The sequence below is a fragment of the Rahnella victoriana genome (genome assembly GCF_021276285.1).
GTDB classification, from domain to species: Bacteria; Pseudomonadota; Gammaproteobacteria; order Enterobacterales; family Enterobacteriaceae; genus Rahnella; species Rahnella victoriana.
Genome location: NZ_CP089919.1, coordinates 53173 through 67169, shown reverse-complemented (window position 1 = coordinate 67169; position 13997 = coordinate 53173). Strand labels below are relative to the sequence as shown.

General features: G+C 49.4%; 18 protein-coding genes. 10 read left to right on the top strand and 8 right to left on the bottom strand.

Translation table 11 applies throughout. The annotated features are described in order from the left end of the window. The first annotated feature begins 225 nt into the window (after positions 1–225). On the top strand, positions 226–513 hold the full coding sequence (locus J9880_RS00395) for a hypothetical protein (protein ID WP_013576208.1): 288 nt from the start codon (positions 226–228) through the stop codon (positions 511–513). A gap of 68 nt (positions 514–581) precedes the next feature. Here the strand turns inward: J9880_RS00395 and J9880_RS00390 are convergent, their stop codons facing one another. The 3 genes from J9880_RS00390 to J9880_RS00380 form a co-directional block, all read right to left on the bottom strand. Next, entirely contained in the window at positions 582–797 is a 216-nt protein-coding gene (locus tag J9880_RS00390; protein WP_095921374.1) for a hypothetical protein, read from the bottom strand. Positions 798–943: 146 nt separating this feature from the next. Next, on the bottom strand, positions 944–2584 hold the full coding sequence (locus J9880_RS00385) for an ABC transporter substrate-binding protein (protein WP_232769944.1): 1641 nt from the start codon (positions 2582–2584) through the stop codon (positions 944–946). Positions 2585–2711: 127 nt separating this feature from the next. Then, the gene (locus tag J9880_RS00380) at positions 2712–2903 is read right to left on the bottom strand and encodes a YdfD/YebW family protein (RefSeq protein WP_095921376.1); all 192 of its coding nucleotides are present in this window, start codon (positions 2901–2903) and stop codon (positions 2712–2714) included. A 202-nt stretch (positions 2904–3105) separates the two neighbouring features. Between J9880_RS00380 and J9880_RS00375 the strand changes: the two genes are divergently transcribed. Further along, entirely contained in the window at positions 3106–3351 is a 246-nt protein-coding gene (locus J9880_RS00375; protein WP_015697897.1) for a DUF2766 family protein, read from the top strand. Between the two features lie 61 nt (positions 3352–3412). Here the strand turns inward: J9880_RS00375 and J9880_RS00370 are convergent, their stop codons facing one another. After that, complete coding sequence (locus J9880_RS00370) at positions 3413–3649, bottom strand: YobH family protein (protein ID WP_095921377.1); 237 nt, start codon at positions 3647–3649, stop codon at positions 3413–3415. Between the two features lie 184 nt (positions 3650–3833). Then, entirely contained in the window at positions 3834–6527 is a 2694-nt protein-coding gene (locus J9880_RS00365) for an autotransporter outer membrane beta-barrel domain-containing protein (RefSeq protein ID WP_232769943.1), read from the bottom strand. Positions 6528–7310: 783 nt separating this feature from the next. On the opposite strand from J9880_RS00365, the gene mgrB reads away from it, so the two are divergent. From mgrB to J9880_RS00350, 4 genes are all read left to right on the top strand, one after another. Beyond that, a complete protein-coding gene (mgrB, locus tag J9880_RS25230; RefSeq protein WP_456300344.1) occupies positions 7311–7439 on the top strand; it encodes a PhoP/PhoQ regulator MgrB in 129 nt (42 codons plus the stop codon). Positions 7440–7570: 131 nt separating this feature from the next. Then, entirely contained in the window at positions 7571–7843 is a 273-nt protein-coding gene (locus J9880_RS00360; protein ID WP_095921380.1) for a YebO family protein, read from the top strand. A gap of 137 nt (positions 7844–7980) precedes the next feature. After that, positions 7981–8283, top strand: coding sequence for a phage protein NinX family protein (locus J9880_RS00355; RefSeq protein ID WP_095921381.1), 303 nt, complete (start codon positions 7981–7983; stop codon positions 8281–8283). 135 nt (positions 8284–8418) lie between these two features. Further along, complete coding sequence (locus J9880_RS00350) at positions 8419–8655, top strand: DUF4060 family protein (RefSeq protein WP_013576199.1); 237 nt, start codon at positions 8419–8421, stop codon at positions 8653–8655. Positions 8656–8715: 60 nt separating this feature from the next. On the opposite strand, the gene J9880_RS00345 is transcribed toward J9880_RS00350, so the two are convergent. Further along, the gene (locus J9880_RS00345) at positions 8716–9000 is read right to left on the bottom strand and encodes a hypothetical protein (RefSeq protein ID WP_095925098.1); all 285 of its coding nucleotides are present in this window, start codon (positions 8998–9000) and stop codon (positions 8716–8718) included. A gap of 190 nt (positions 9001–9190) precedes the next feature. Here J9880_RS00345 and J9880_RS00340 point away from each other — a divergent pair, with 190 nt between their 5' ends. The 3 genes from J9880_RS00340 (at position 9191) to cspE (ending at position 11649) form a co-directional block, all read left to right on the top strand. Next, positions 9191–10180, top strand: a complete 990-nt coding sequence (locus J9880_RS00340; protein WP_119826443.1) for an MBL fold metallo-hydrolase — start codon at positions 9191–9193, stop codon at positions 10178–10180. Positions 10181–11281: 1101 nt separating this feature from the next. Beyond that, positions 11282–11398 carry a DUF2627 domain-containing protein gene (locus J9880_RS00335; RefSeq protein ID WP_071823629.1) on the top strand — a complete coding sequence of 39 codons (117 nt, stop codon included), beginning with the start codon at positions 11282–11284 and terminating at the stop codon, positions 11396–11398. A gap of 41 nt (positions 11399–11439) precedes the next feature. Then, complete coding sequence (gene cspE / locus J9880_RS00330; protein WP_002221949.1) at positions 11440–11649, top strand: transcription antiterminator/RNA stability regulator CspE; 210 nt, start codon at positions 11440–11442, stop codon at positions 11647–11649. Positions 11650–11708: 59 nt separating this feature from the next. Here the strand turns inward: cspE and pgeF are convergent, their stop codons facing one another. Continuing rightward, positions 11709–12410, bottom strand: a complete 702-nt coding sequence (gene pgeF / locus J9880_RS00325) for a peptidoglycan editing factor PgeF (RefSeq protein WP_232769942.1) — start codon at positions 12408–12410, stop codon at positions 11709–11711. Between the two features lie 148 nt (positions 12411–12558). Between pgeF and rlmA the strand changes: the two genes are divergently transcribed. Next, positions 12559–13380: a 23S rRNA (guanine(745)-N(1))-methyltransferase gene (rlmA, locus tag J9880_RS00320; protein ID WP_119826441.1), complete on the top strand. Its 822-nt coding sequence runs from the start codon at positions 12559–12561 to the stop codon at positions 13378–13380. Here the strand turns inward: rlmA and mntP are convergent. Further along, the gene (mntP, locus tag J9880_RS00315; RefSeq protein ID WP_119826439.1) at positions 13372–13944 is read right to left on the bottom strand and encodes a manganese efflux pump MntP; all 573 of its coding nucleotides are present in this window, start codon (positions 13942–13944) and stop codon (positions 13372–13374) included. The genes rlmA and mntP overlap by 9 nt on opposite strands. Positions 13945–13997: the final 53 nt, after the last annotated feature.

The following is a 13997-nucleotide window of genomic DNA, read 5'->3' as shown; positions in this document are numbered from 1 at the left end:
TACCTGTCTGAGGCGTGAACCCGCATGCGGCAAGTGACAAGAGAAAAAGAGGACAGTTACAACTGCTGAAGCGGTTAACGACTCATTGAACAAGGGTTTACTTTGCGCGCAGGCGGGGAAGTAATGCACTTTTTTAAGTCTGCTAAACTTAATGTCAGTAACCGGCGGAGAACTTCTTTCTCCGCTGTCTCCGGTTATTTTCCACCCGTGAAGAAGGATGCCGCTATGACGCATCAAGAACAATTGCAGGCCCTGATGGTTCGCATTGACGCGCTGGAACAACGTGAAAGACAACTGACGTATGCCTCAAATGCCTATCAGGCGATTTTGACGACGTTGCTCGGGATACTCGATAAGCCCACCCGGGATCGGGTGATCAGCATGGTCGATCAGGCTCATGATGTGGCCTATGCCAGGGCGAATCTGGAGCAGAAAGGAAATATTCTGGGTGCCGACGACATTACCCAGCGCATTTTTTTATTTGCACAGGGGCGGGCAGCGCAATCTAAGTGACGTCAGAAAGAAAATGAAAGGACGACTTGTTGCCCGAAAAGGCGACGAGGTTTTGTCGCGTCGCGCGCTCAGGAACGGCGGTCTGTTTTTAGCATATTGATGGCCGCGCCCAGCAGGATACGTCGCTGAACACCGGTAGCACAGGCCAGTTGTTGATCGAGATAACCAATCAGCGCATCGGCACTCAGAGGTTCCCCTCTGTGGCGCATCTGAATAACACCGTCTCCGATAATACGCGCCACTTCATCCCAAAGCGGTTGGATCTCACTTTCCGAGAATTTCATATTCGCTCCCGTTTCGTGTGATTTACGTACAATCTACCATCTGAGCAGCGCGTGGCAAGTGTTGGCGGAGATCGCGAAAGGGCAGGGAAAGCGCGGGGAGGATTTTCCTTCCGGCGGGTGTCACCGGAAGGAAAAACGGATTGCTGTTAGTGCTTAATTACATACAAGTCTTTGGTATAAATGTAATTGAGCAGGCTGTCGTTGAAGCCGCCGACATAAGGTTTAACCAGACGTGAACTGACATAGTGATACAGCGGGATCACCGGCGACTGCTCGGTTAATACTTCTTCTGCCCGCTGATAGGCTTTGCCCACATCCGCTTTGTCTGTGGCTTTCAGCGCATCATTAAGCGCCTGGTCATAAGCTGCATTGCTGAATTTAGGCGTGTTCTCACTGTTGCCTGTACGCAAGGTATTCAGGAACGTGGAGGGTTCGTTGTAGTCAGCAATCCAGGCATAACGCACCACTTCATATGTCCCCTGATGCATGGTGTCCAGCATGGTTTTCCATTCCTGATTTTGCAGAACAGCGTCTACACCCAGATTCTTTTTCCACATCGACGCGGCGGCAATCGCAATGCGCTGATGTGCTTCCGAGGTGTTATACAACAGGTTGAATTTCAGCGGATGGTTGGGGCCAAAACCGGCTTCGGTGAGCAGTTTTTTCGCTTCTTCGTTGCGCTGTTCCTGCGTCAGGCTGGCTTCTTTAGGTTTGGCGAAGGTAAAACCACCGGTGTTATCCGGCGAGAGATGCCAGGCTGGCGTTTGTCCCTGACCCATCACTTTATCGGCGATGATCGATTTATCAATCGCCAGATTCAGCGCCTTACGCACGCGGACATCGTTAAACGGCGGCTTCTGGGTGTTCATCGCATAGTAATACACCGCCAGATATGGGCTGACATGAACCTGCGAACCCAGTTCTTTTTTCAGCGAGGCAAATAGCGGCGTGGGGATGGTATTGGTAATGTCGATTTCCCCGGCTTTGTAGCGGTTAACGTCGGCCGTGCCGGAGGCTATCGGTAAATAGGTCACTTTATTGATGACGGTATGGGCGTTATCCCAATAATTCGGGTTGCGGACCGCCGTAATGCGTTCGTTAACCGTCCAGGTGTCAAGTTTGAAAGGACCGCTGCTGATCAGGTTGCCCGGTTGTGTCCACTTGTCGCCGTATTTTTCAACATCCGCCTGACTGACAGGGGAAAGCGAGGGATGCGCCAGCATACCGAGGAAATAGGAAAGCGGCTGATCGAGGGTAATTTCCAGCGTCTGTTTATCCAGCGCTTTGATGCCCAACTGGTCCGCCGGCTTTTTGCCATCAATGATTTCAGCCGCATTCAGCATATGCATACTGCCCAGGTAGCTTTCATAAGGTGATGCCGTTTTAGGATCGATTAAACGGCGCCAGCTGAACACCACATCCTGCGCGGTAATAGGGGAACCATCAGACCAGACGATGCCGGGACGCAAATGGAAAACCCAGGTTTTATTGTCTTTGGTTTCCCAGCTGGCTGCGAGTGATGGCTGGGCATTTCCCTGGTTGTCGATGGAGATCAGGCCTGCGAACAGATCGCTGAGGATATTGAATTCCACATCACTTTCAACTTTATGCGGGTCAAGTGAGGCGGGTTCACTGCCATTGTTACGGACAATTTCCTGTTTGGCTGCCAGCTCAACGCCTGCGGGAACGGTCGCGGCGTGTGTGTCGAAAGAAGTCATGAACGTCGCGGAGAGAAGGAGTGCCAGTGGTAGTTTTTTGAAGCACCCATAAGTTTTACGTATCGTCATTGCCATTTCCTGCCCTGTCAATATGGTTAAATATCAATGAGTAACAGGGTATTCATACCTTTGTTCGGACAGTTTAGCAATCTTTATAAGGCTTTTAGACCCACTCTGTGAAAGGTGGCACACAGGATTAAAAATCGGCATTCTCATGCGCCGGGATCCAGTAGCCATCGATAAAATCTTCAATAGGGTAACAGCCAGCCTGGCGTAAGCCTTGCTGATGCATCGCGACCGTGCATTGTTTCTGAGTATTAAAGGCATCCACGACTAAATCTTCACATCCGCCGCCCAGATAACAAATAGTCAAAACAAGTGCGAACATAGCGCGTCTCCTCCTTTGTCATCAGATTAAGCATAGATCCAATGCAGCATTAACAACATGTGAGGCTGTGCGTTTGCTGTTTATTTGTCCGCTCTGACGGGGGTGAAAAAGCCTGCGAAGGCAGAAAAGAGAATTTCAATAAAGGGCGTGATATCCTCGCGACCATAATTTTTATGAATGACCGTAATGAAAGGAGTAACGCATGTCCGAGTCTTTAAACAGAGAACAGGAAATCGAATCCGATCTGGTGGCGTGCCAGCTGGTGATCAAACAAATTCTGGATGTGATTGAAATTATTGCGCCTGCTGAAGTGCGCGAAAAGATGTCTCATCAGCTGAAAAGTATTGATTTCAGCAAGCATCCTGCCGGAGCCGATCCGGTGACCAAGCGTGCTATCGAGAAAGCCATTTCGCTGATCGAGTTGAAATTCACTAAGCACGACAGCTGATAAACAGTGTCATGCCTGCATCAGCGGGCATGACAATGAAAGCCTGCAATAAAAATGAGCTTTATTTGTTGTCGACGACTTCACCGACCTGCTTGAAAATCGGACAGTTTGCGACACCAATGACGCCGCTGTCAGAATGGATATACTGCGAACTGACGATCCCTCTGGCGGTTAAGTACTGACATTTCAGTCCCAGTCCTGCCGCATTCTCGCTGCTGCCGACGGTCACGCCGTAACCCGAAAAAAGAAAAATCGCATAAATCACCGCCAGCACAATAATGGTCTTAACGATACCCATTCTGAAACTCCCTTAATGGCTCTCCTGAACAATTCAGGATATTGATAAGTCTAGTAGAAGTTATTTTTCCGGGAATGTCATTCCGTTTGATTCTGATTTGAGTACTGTCAGGATTGTGGCCATAAAAAATTGGCTCCTGAAAAGGAGCCAATGAGTTTTGAGACACGTTACTCAGGTCAGTACATTACCAGCGGTATTTCATACCCAGGTTTGCTGCCCAAGGCTGGTCAACATCGCTGCCGCCAAGGTAGTTCGCACCCGCATAAACGGTGAAGTTTTTGCTCATGTCGAACTGACCACCTAAACCAACGCGAACGGCTGAACCATCAACGCCGTTGTCGATACGGTCACCATTGATGTCTGCATCGTTGTTAGCATCTTCATACACATACGCCAGAGTGGCATACGGGCTGATAGCCTGATCGGCACCCAGGTCGAAGGTATAACCGACGTTGCCACCCAGCTCATAACGCATGCTGTCATAAGCCTGATCGGTGACACGCATGTTGTTGCTCATGGTGTAATCATCATCACCGATGAACACGCCAGTGACGCTTGCATATGGTGTCAGGTAAGCTTGCGGTGCGAATTTCCAGTCATAACCGACTTTCAGACCAAAGCCCCAGGCATCCGTCGTGCTGTCACCTGATACTTGCTGACCGTTGCTCATGGTGCTGTCAGTAGAGTTGCTGAAGTGGCTGTAGCTCAGGGAGGAATCGAAGAATGCGCCGTTGTTGAAGTCCAGGCTTGAGTAAACGCGTGCTGACTGGCTGTCAGTATCGGCATCTGCATCATCCATAGACAGGCTGGATTTCGCGAAGCTTGCAGCCATACCGACCAGCCACTGACGTTCGCCGCCACCTTCGGTGACTTTATCCAGACCGACCATGATGCCGTTGACGTCCTGATCGTAATCAATCACGCCATTGTCACCGTTTTGCTGACCGCCGAAGTAGTTAACCCACACACCGCCTTTATCATTACCCTGGGTGTGACGGGAACTGTTCATGCGGTTTTCTAAGGTGTCTTGCTCCATATGCCAGGTAGCAGCATTTGAAGAAGGCAGGCTCAGTGCTGCATTTGCGGTTGAAGTAATGCCTTGTTTTACCAGCACAACGGTATCGCCAGCCTGTTCTGCCTGATACTTGTAAGCACCCAGATCAGCGGTGTTAGCATGAGTAAAGGTCGCGTTACCGCCATAGATGCGGATCAGCTCTTTATTCTGATAATCAGCAACCTGACCTTCGCCGGTTGCGTTATCGATACGCACCTGATAGTTACCGTTAGCCACGCCATTTACGGCCAGATGACCGTCGGAGTTAATACCGATGGTTCCCTGATCATAAGCGTAATCAGCGGCAGTTTTGTCACGGGCATTGTTCATATCAGCGTTAAGGACATACTCACGGCTGCCGATATCAAACGTACCGTTATCAGTCAGTACCATGTTATGTGTATCAACCTGGCCCAGACCTAAGTTCAGTTCAGAACCGTTGCCCACAGTGATGGTGTTGGCGTAGAGGGCGGCAGTTTCTTCGGTCAGAGAAGCCTGGCTGCCTGAGTTCAGGTTCAGTTCATCCGTGTAAACGCCACCGTGTGCAGCGATTTTCAGGGTTGAGGCATTGGTCAGGGAAATGTGGTCTGCCAGCAGGTCAGATTCAGCAACGTTTACCTGAGAATGGTTGTTCACGGTCAGATCGTCAATGTTAGACGCTTTGGTGGTATCCCACTCAGAACCGTTGTTCAGCGCCACATCGAACAGGCCACTTTGATAAACCTGATCACCGGTCAGATAACCGTTTGTGCTGCTGAAGACAGAGCCCGGCCAGATGCTGTTGGTGCTGCGATTGTAGAGTGATGAGTCCATCTGAACATTTGAGATGGCTGCGCCAACCCATTTGCTGCCGTTGTCGAGCGTCAGGTTCAGCTCGTCAGTGTCATCCCAGCCATTGGTATCCAGCGTGCCATCAGCGTTACTGTCATGACCGCCAACGTAGTAGTTCTCATCGAAGGTGCTGACGAAAGCTACGTCACCGGTAATGGTCGAGTTATTGAATACCGCATTGGTTTTCATTGCGTTATCCGCAGTGGCACTTGCCACAACGGATAATGCGACGTCGTCAGCCTGAGTACCGGCTGCGCTGATATTGCCGTAATCGCTTGGCTTGTCGGACTGGCCATAGAAACCGGTGGTCTGCAATTCTGTATAAGAACCAGAAGTCAGCACGGAATCATTAACCGTCAGGGTATTATCAAATGTGTTGCTGTTATTAACGTCGGTATCTTCCCACTCGTAACCTTGCGACAGCGCAATGCCTGCCACGTGAGAATTATTTTTGATAACGATGTCACTTTCCTGATCCAACGTCACCGCCACACCCAGACCATATGTATCCAGCGTTTCGTGGTCACGGACTTTATTGGCATCAGTCACGTCATAATCGAAATGTTCGTAGGTGTCATTGATGGTGGAATTATCAATGGTCAGTTGCAGACGGGACTGGTCATAATCATTACGCGCATCGCCGCAGTCAGTGGTCATGCACTCTGAAGTGATCATGCCATTGACGGTCGTGTTGGTGATATTCAGCGTATTGCTGGTGTTGTTATCAAAACCCAGATAGTAAGTGGAGATAACGCCGTTCACTACTGAGTCATTGATGGAGGAGTAAATATCTCCACCGGCATAACCGTTATCGGTGCCGTCGTTATCGGCGTAGCCACGGTAGCCAATGTGACCCGCTAAAGTTGAATCGTGGTAGAAAGTGTCATAAACGGTACCCGAGATATCCGCTGACATCGCCGCAGGTGCCGCGGCCGCAACAGCGCAGGCCAGCGCTATTTTAGACAAGAAGAACTTTTTATTCCATGCATGCATTTATTAATCCCTCAACAAAAAATAGTCAGCATGAACCAGCTGAAAATTATTTCAGCCACTATGCTTTCATTTATATAACAGAAGAGACAGATGAACTGTTCGACGGCGGGATGATATTTTAATGCATAGTGTAATTCAATAAATAAGTTCCGGTGAAATTACGATAAAACTGAATTATTTTATCTTTCTCCTTGCGCTGTATTTAATTAATCAGACGGTTTTAAACTTATTATTTTCTATATAACTTCCAAATAAAGTTCGTTTTTAAACAGATGTGGCAGGCCACATTCCGCGGTATGTCTCAGGGAGGCGGCAGACCGCCATCATTCCTACGCCGGTCAGCGTGACTCTCCGCCGCAACAATCAATATTATCATGATGAATGAGAAGTTGATTTACTTATCAGAAAGCTTTCTTTGTTTTCTTTAAATCTTGATATGTGATTTCTAATGGGCGGTGTATTATTTGGAAGCAAGCTGCTGGGATGTATTGACGGCCGTACTGAAAGATAAGCTAACTTATTTGATGCAGATCAACCTCATTCCTCTGCGCATATATAGATAAAACATATACATTTTTATGTATGATTTACGTATGTGATTATTGCACAGTGTTATGCGTCTGAAAGCCTGCTCTTCGTTATATTGTTGTTTAAGATTTTCGTCGTACTATGTCCTTCTGTTCTGTCATATGTTGGACATCGCCATTGAGCTCTGATAGACGCTGTGTAAACCCAAAGAGACCTGCCATCAAATTGAAAAAGCCTGTTTTCAATGCCAGGAGGATCGTTACGTTCGTTCTGTTCCTGCTTATCTGTATTGGTCTGTATTTGCTCGCACTCAACAGCTACTGCGATCAGGGCGGAAACTTTGATCTGGGCGTCTGTGCGGTCACTTCTTTTATTCCTTTCTGACATTGACTGTCAGACCGCCGGCTCCGGCGGTTCAGTACCGTTAAGAAAACCCTGTTTTTTCGTGAATGGCTTCCCTGGCCTGCCGGGGGTGGTAAGATGAACGCTCTGAACATTCAGGGGTAGGGTAGTCAATGTTTGATTTCGCAATGGGCCAAAACAGCCTGGCTTCATTGGTGCTGTGTGCACTCTCAGCGCTGTTATTTCTTCTGGTGTGGTTTTTCGTCAGCCGCGCCAGTGTCAGGGCAAATGAGCAAATTGCACTTTTACACGAGATTGCTGAGCAGCAACGCCAGCAAACCGAGTTGCTCAAGGTGCTGGCTGCACAGGCAAGGGGCAACGTGCCGCCCGTTGAGGCAGACGATGATTCTGCGCTCAGCCTGCGCGGTTTTATTCCTGAAAGATAATGTGTGTCGTTAACCCGCCTTCTGGCGGGTTTTTCATTCCGTGCTTCCTTTCCTCCTTTTCCTTCTGCTTTTATTCATAAAACTGTCTTATTCCTCCGGTAGTCTCCACGCATGTGCCTTGCAGGATGGAATAACCGATGATCAAATGGTCTGAAGAAAATGACAGCGAAGTGAACCACAACATTGCCTTACTGACCGGAGAGGAACCAGAGAAGTGGTATCCCTATGGCGGCATGAAAGGCAAAGATTACTGCAACAACCCCTCCGACGCCTGGCCGATCATCTGCGCCAACAAAATCAGCATTAATTTTAAAGAGTTGCACAGTGATCCGCTGTGGCTGGCGGAGATCAGCAGTCCTCAGGGACAGTGGCAGGCGCAAAGTAAAAGGCCGCTTCGTGCAGCAATGGTATGTTTCCTGCTTAGTAAGACTTGCGTATAAACAAAAGCGCGGAGATACTCAGATTGTGACAAAGTTTTGCAAAGAAGTGATTCGAATAAGCGTCGCATAAAGCGATGCGTATCAAGTGATTAATGTTTCCTCATTTTGACAGTTGTGTCTAAGGCGGAGTCCATTATGAAGCGCATCATTAAAGGTGATAAAACTCTCTCCCATCTGGTGGTTGCTCATGCAGCTATCGACAGTCATGAAAAAGCCTACGGTAAACGTCGCCAGGGCTGGCCCTCAACCTATCTCATAAAATATAAAGATGCGCGTGTTGCGGTCGAAGTCGTGACCCGCAGACAATCCTATGTTGCCACCCTCATGATCGGCGCCAGAAATCTGACCAAACTTTGTGGTATGCCTGCCTGATAATCGGGAATGCCTCTCTGAAACTCAAACCGTGCCGGGTCATGCCGACACGGTTTTGCATTATACAGACTTTCTGATCAGCGGGCGAAAACTGCCGCGACGGAAAGGGCGTCTGAGGAGTCCCGAGACGAGCGCCACCGCGTCCAGAATCAACAGCAGAGTGCCGGTGAGTGCCAGAGCCAGAAGTCCCAGCGAAGCGAGAAGCACAATCTTCAGTGAAGCCGGAATGTACATCCGGCGAAAGCGTGAACGTAGCCACAGTCGTCCGTACTGTGTCTGAATCTGCATGATATGTGTCAGTCGCGAAGCAAATGCCTTGCGGCTTTTTTGTGTATTCCGGGTCATGAGTATCCTCCTTTTCAACATCCCCAGTAGAACACGCAGTTATTAAGGTTTCCTTAACCTCTGAACGCGACAAAACGTGCACATAATCTTTCACTTTCATCCTGTCGTGTGCTCAGTAAGTATGCTAATTAATTCTCATTATGGTTTTGCACTGCCGTCTAAAACGAAAATCGTTATCCCGTGGAGTCCTATGTCAGGTAAAAATCCGTATTACGATCCCTCAAAAGCGCATCACACACCTGAAGGTTTTACCAATACTGAACCGCATAACCGGCAGGAGGGCGATCTCAGGCGCTGGCGCAAAGAACGTAAAGCACAACAGCTGCCCGCACCGCCGGAAAAGGGTTATGACCATTTCATCAGCCAGTGGTGGCAGGAAGCCGATTTTAGCGGAACGGATGATCGTTTGTGGTTTTTAGGCCATGCGTGTTTGCTGCTGCGAGTGGCAGGGCGCTATGTTCTGACGGATCCCGCTCTGTCCGATCGCGCGTCACCTTTTAGTTTTTACGGGCCGAAACGGAAAACCCCGGTGGCTGCCACGGTAGAAAAGCTGCCGCCGATTGATGTCGTGCTGTTTTCACACAATCACTATGATCATCTGGACAGCGCGACGGTGCGCAAATTATTGCGACGTTTTCCCGATGTGCAGTTTATGGTGCCGTTAGGCATGAAACCCTGGCTTGAGCGTCGCGGAGCCCGTTATATAGAAGAGCTCGACTGGTGGGAGGAGCATCAGTTTGGCGATCTCACCCTATCGGCGGTGCCTGCGCGCCACTGGAGTATGCGCACTTTGTGGGATCGCAACCAGTCGCTGTGGTGCGGATGGGTAGTGAGGAATGCTTCGTTACGCTTCTTCTTTTCCGGCGACAGTGGTTACAGCAACCAGTTTGAACTCATCGGCAAACGTCTGGGGCCTTTTGATTTTGCGGCTATTCCTGTCGGCGCCTATGCACCAAGATGGTTCATGAGCGCGCAGCATATGGACCCGCAGCAGGCGGTGACCGTTTTTTCTGAACTCCGCTGTCAAAAAGCCGTCCCTATTCACTGGGGTGTTTTTGAATTAGCAGATGATTCACTGGATCAACCTCTGCGAGAATTAGCGGAAGCGATAAGTCAAAGTGCGTCGCCAGAAATGGAATTCAAACCTTTAAAAATCGGGTCAAGTATTTCTAAAGATTGAATTAGATTTTGTCCTTAATCCGGTGATAAATGCCCGGACATTAATCATTAAATGAGAAGTATTATCACTTAAATAAAATCTCCCCTAACACTTACACTCCGTAGGTGTTATGGGAATGTTAATCAACACCATTTCGCTCGCTATTATTTTCTACACCCGTATCGCCCTGAGCAGAATAATTCTTTATATCCGCTCTTTTGGCGCTTTCCCGGCGGGGAGACTTGGCATTTTATCAGGATAAACAGCGGATTATGCTGAGGGGTGATCCTGCCGGAGGGTTGTCTGCATGGCACAACGAGTGAACCGATAAAAGAGGAAACCTGCGAGCCGCTTTCCGGATATTGACCGCTAATATGCGATTCAGATCACGGTAATTCATATTATTTTTTTATAACGATATTTATTATCTGAATAAGACTAAGGAAGGTGTTTGCAAACTGTTATGGCGATTTAACCAAGTGGCAAACTTTAATTCATTATATTGTCAAAAACACCGGGATAAAAAATCGACGTGATACGGAATGACCGTTTGGAATTCTCTGCCTCTGCGGAAAGAAAAGTTTTGCTATTATCCGGCACTCAGCCCAGGCGCACAGTTTAGGTGCATTTATTTCGCTTCTCCCTTTGTTTTGCACCATTTTATCCATCTATGGCGTAATTGATTATTGCATAACCAGTCATATTGCCAGGGAATGACGTCAAGCCGTTGCCCGTTCTGTTGCACAAGTGTCCACCATGCCCGCCAGACGGGCTGTGACCCCTGCGATTACCCTCTGGCAAGCGCTGCAGAAGGCAGGCAGGGAGAGCCGGTTCAGGCAGACTCTGACAATAAAAATTCAAATAAAGCTAATTTTTACGCTTACGGTTCTGCATTAAATGATCAATAATCAAAACAGGTCGTTATTGTTTTGTTTGATATGCAGGTAAAACTGCAAAGCAGAAAAAAGCATGTCTATCAACATATTTCAGCATAACTGAACACGAAGTGCCTTTAACCGGCTCAAATATGTGCGACATGTCCATCACTGATTAAAAATGGCTTGCCATCGAATTCAGAGTATGTGATAACGCATCTGGGTAAAACGAGGTACAGTTCTGTATATGTGTGGCATTTTCAGTATAGAAGTTCTGAGTAAAGACGTTCACGTTGAATACCGCTTCTCTGCCGATTCTAATCTTAGTGCCTCAAGCAGTAACGACTCTAGTTTGTCTATGTAACGCCGCAGGGCGGTTTAAACAATCCAAAGGAAATACTCAAGATGGCAAAGATCAAAGGTCAAGTTAAGTGGTTCAACGAGTCTAAAGGTTTCGGTTTCATTACTCCTGCTGACGGCAGCAAAGACGTGTTCGTACACTTCTCTGCAATCCAGGGTAACGGCTTCAAAACTCTGGCTGAAGGCCAGAACGTAGAGTTCGAAATCCAGGACGGCCAGAAAGGCCCGTCAGCAGTTAACGTAACTGCAATCTAAGCAGCGTCAGCTGTAAAAAAACCCGCCAAGGCGGGTTTTTTTGTCTCTGCGATACAGTCTCAGAGAATGATGATCCCCGATTGCTGATTACGACCGCTGATGCCCGGATGTGACGGGTCTTTCGCCCGCTGATGGCTGTTGCGCCGAAAGCTGGTGTATCTGAAGCCGCTGCCCGCCGCATCAGGGGAGCAAATAGTGCAGCCACCTGTAAGGTCGATATCGGCAAAGCCCAGCGCCCGAAGTTTCGCTTCCGCAATGGCGGCCAAATTAAGATGCCGGTGGCGGGGGGAAATGAGTGAAGGCGGCAAATCAAGACGCTGCATAAAGGTATCGATCAGCTCCTGACTGACTTCATAACAGCAGGCCGCCGCCGCCGGGCCGATCGCCACAGACCACGATGCGGTATCACTTGTCTGATTAATCCGCTGTGCCATTTTTTCCAAAATACCGTCGATTAACCCCCGCCAGCCTGCATGCACCGCCGCCACTTCTTTGCCATCCTTGCGGCTGAAAATCAGCGGCAGGCAGTCAGCGGTAAACACAGCCAGAAGGATGCCCGGCTTCGAGGTGATGAAACCATCGGCTTCACCGCATTCCTGACCCGCCTCTGTGACATCCACAATGCGGGTGCCGTGAACCTGTTTTTTTTCCGGGCGGGAGGCTTCATAGGCCTGCAGATGCGCAGGAAGCAAAGCCTGTTTGTCGCCGAAGCCATACAAAATACCGGGTATATGACTGAGTAAAACGGAGTGGTCACTCATCTCGTGTCTCGGTGAGTAAAATGTGATGGCATCAGTGTAGCCACCTTTTGACGGGTTTTTCCAGCAGTTGCAACACTCAGATACCTTCTTTAGACTTAGCACTATTGCGAATTTTCGCTCCCTCAGACTTTCCTTGCAGGTTTTCCGCATGACTTATCAGTGTCCACTTTGTTTCCAGCCGCTTGAGCTGGCAGGTCAGCAATGGCGTTGCCCGGCTAATCATCAGTTTGATAACGCGAAAGAGGGATATGTCAATCTGATGCCCGTGCAGCACAAACGCTCGAAGCAGCCCGGAGACAGTACTGAAATGATGGTGGCGCGTCGGGCTTTTCTGGATGCCGGACACTATCAGCCTCTGCGTGACCGTCTGACGGATATCTTGGATGAGGTGATACCCCAGACGGCGGACACGCTGCTGGATATCGGCTGCGGGGAAGGGTATTACACCGCCGCCTTTGCCGGACGGCTGATGCAACGCCGGGCGCTGAAGGTCTTCGGGCTGGACGTGGCGAAAGTGGCTATCCGTTACGCGTCTAAACGCTACCACGATGTGTCTTTTTGTGTGGCCTCCAGCCACCGGCTGCCCTTTGCCGACGGCTCGCTGGATGCCGTCATCCGTATCTATGCCCCTTGTAAGGCGCAGGAGTTGCACCGGGCGATAAAACCGGGGGGGTTGGTGATCACGGTGGCACCGGGGCCGCGACATTTATACCAGCTGAAAGGGCTGATTTATCAGGATGTGCAACTGCACGCTGATCTGGATGAACAACTCGAAGGTTTTGAACGGATAAGCACCGAGACTCTGGCCTATAACATGACTCTTGCAGGCGCAGAAGCGTTTGATTTGTTGCAGATGACGCCTTTTGCTTGGCGGGCAACGGAGGAGGTGATGGCCAGTTTAAAGGCTCAGACAGCCTTTGAGTGCGAAACTGATTTCCTGATCAGGATACATCAGCGCGTATCAGTGTAAAAATCCCGGATGTTCCAGCAGGATACTCACGCCTATTCCGATCATTACCACGCCTCCCAACACTTCGGCCCATTTGCCTAACAGCGGGCCGATAAAACGTCCTATCATCATCCCAAGCGTAGACATCACCATGGTCGCCATGCCGATAAATAAGGCGGTATGAATGATGTTCACTTCGAGCAGAGCTAACCCGACCCCGATAGCCAGTGCATCGAGACTGGTGCCCGTGGCGGTGGCGGCGAGGATCCAGAAGCCATGCCGGCTGGCCAGGGTCAGGTTCTCATCCGGCTTATCCTTTAAGCCTTCGAATATCATCCTCGCGCCGAGTAGAAATAACAGGGTAAACGCGACCCAGTGACTCCATGCCATGATGTACTGGCTGGCGACCAGGCCAAGGCCCCAGCCAATCAGCGGTGTGATGGCTTCGATGACACCGAAAATCAGGCCGGTGCGAAGGGCTTCGCGAAAACAAGGGCGAGTGAGGACGGCACCTTTACCAATGGATACCGCAAAGGCGTCCAAAGACATACCAAAAGCCAGAATAAGCGTAGCGGATAAGTTCACGAGAATAGCCCTCAAATGAAGGCGTCACCTTATCACAGCATTTTTATTCAGGA

What these genes read in the sequence shown, in the direction of transcription:
- J9880_RS00395 (WP_013576208.1), top strand. Translation starts at nt 226, where the DNA reads ATGACGCATCAAGAACAATTGCAGGCCCTGATGGTTCGCATTGACGCG.
- J9880_RS00390 (WP_095921374.1), bottom strand. Translation starts at nt 797, where the DNA reads ATGAAATTCTCGGAAAGTGAGATCCAACCGCTTTGGGATGAAGTGGCG.
- J9880_RS00385 (WP_232769944.1), bottom strand. Translation starts at nt 2,584, where the DNA reads ATGACGATACGTAAAACTTATGGGTGCTTCAAAAAACTACCACTGGCA.
- J9880_RS00380 (WP_095921376.1), bottom strand. Translation starts at nt 2,903, where the DNA reads ATGTTCGCACTTGTTTTGACTATTTGTTATCTGGGCGGCGGATGTGAA.
- J9880_RS00375 (WP_015697897.1), top strand. Translation starts at nt 3,106, where the DNA reads ATGTCCGAGTCTTTAAACAGAGAACAGGAAATCGAATCCGATCTGGTG.
- J9880_RS00370 (WP_095921377.1), bottom strand. Translation starts at nt 3,649, where the DNA reads ATGGGTATCGTTAAGACCATTATTGTGCTGGCGGTGATTTATGCGATT.
- J9880_RS00365 (WP_232769943.1), bottom strand. Translation starts at nt 6,527, where the DNA reads ATGCATGCATGGAATAAAAAGTTCTTCTTGTCTAAAATAGCGCTGGCC.
- J9880_RS00360 (WP_095921380.1), top strand. Translation starts at nt 7,571, where the DNA reads ATGTTTGATTTCGCAATGGGCCAAAACAGCCTGGCTTCATTGGTGCTG.
- J9880_RS00355 (WP_095921381.1), top strand. Translation starts at nt 7,981, where the DNA reads ATGATCAAATGGTCTGAAGAAAATGACAGCGAAGTGAACCACAACATT.
- J9880_RS00350 (WP_013576199.1), top strand. Translation starts at nt 8,419, where the DNA reads ATGAAGCGCATCATTAAAGGTGATAAAACTCTCTCCCATCTGGTGGTT.
- J9880_RS00345 (WP_095925098.1), bottom strand. Translation starts at nt 9,000, where the DNA reads ATGACCCGGAATACACAAAAAAGCCGCAAGGCATTTGCTTCGCGACTG.
- J9880_RS00340 (WP_119826443.1), top strand. Translation starts at nt 9,191, where the DNA reads ATGTCAGGTAAAAATCCGTATTACGATCCCTCAAAAGCGCATCACACA.
- J9880_RS00335 (WP_071823629.1), top strand. Translation starts at nt 11,282, where the DNA reads ATGTGTGGCATTTTCAGTATAGAAGTTCTGAGTAAAGACGTTCACGTT.
- cspE (WP_002221949.1), top strand. Translation starts at nt 11,440, where the DNA reads ATGGCAAAGATCAAAGGTCAAGTTAAGTGGTTCAACGAGTCTAAAGGT.
- pgeF (WP_232769942.1), bottom strand. Translation starts at nt 12,410, where the DNA reads ATGAGTGACCACTCCGTTTTACTCAGTCATATACCCGGTATTTTGTAT.
- rlmA (WP_119826441.1), top strand. Translation starts at nt 12,559, where the DNA reads ATGACTTATCAGTGTCCACTTTGTTTCCAGCCGCTTGAGCTGGCAGGT.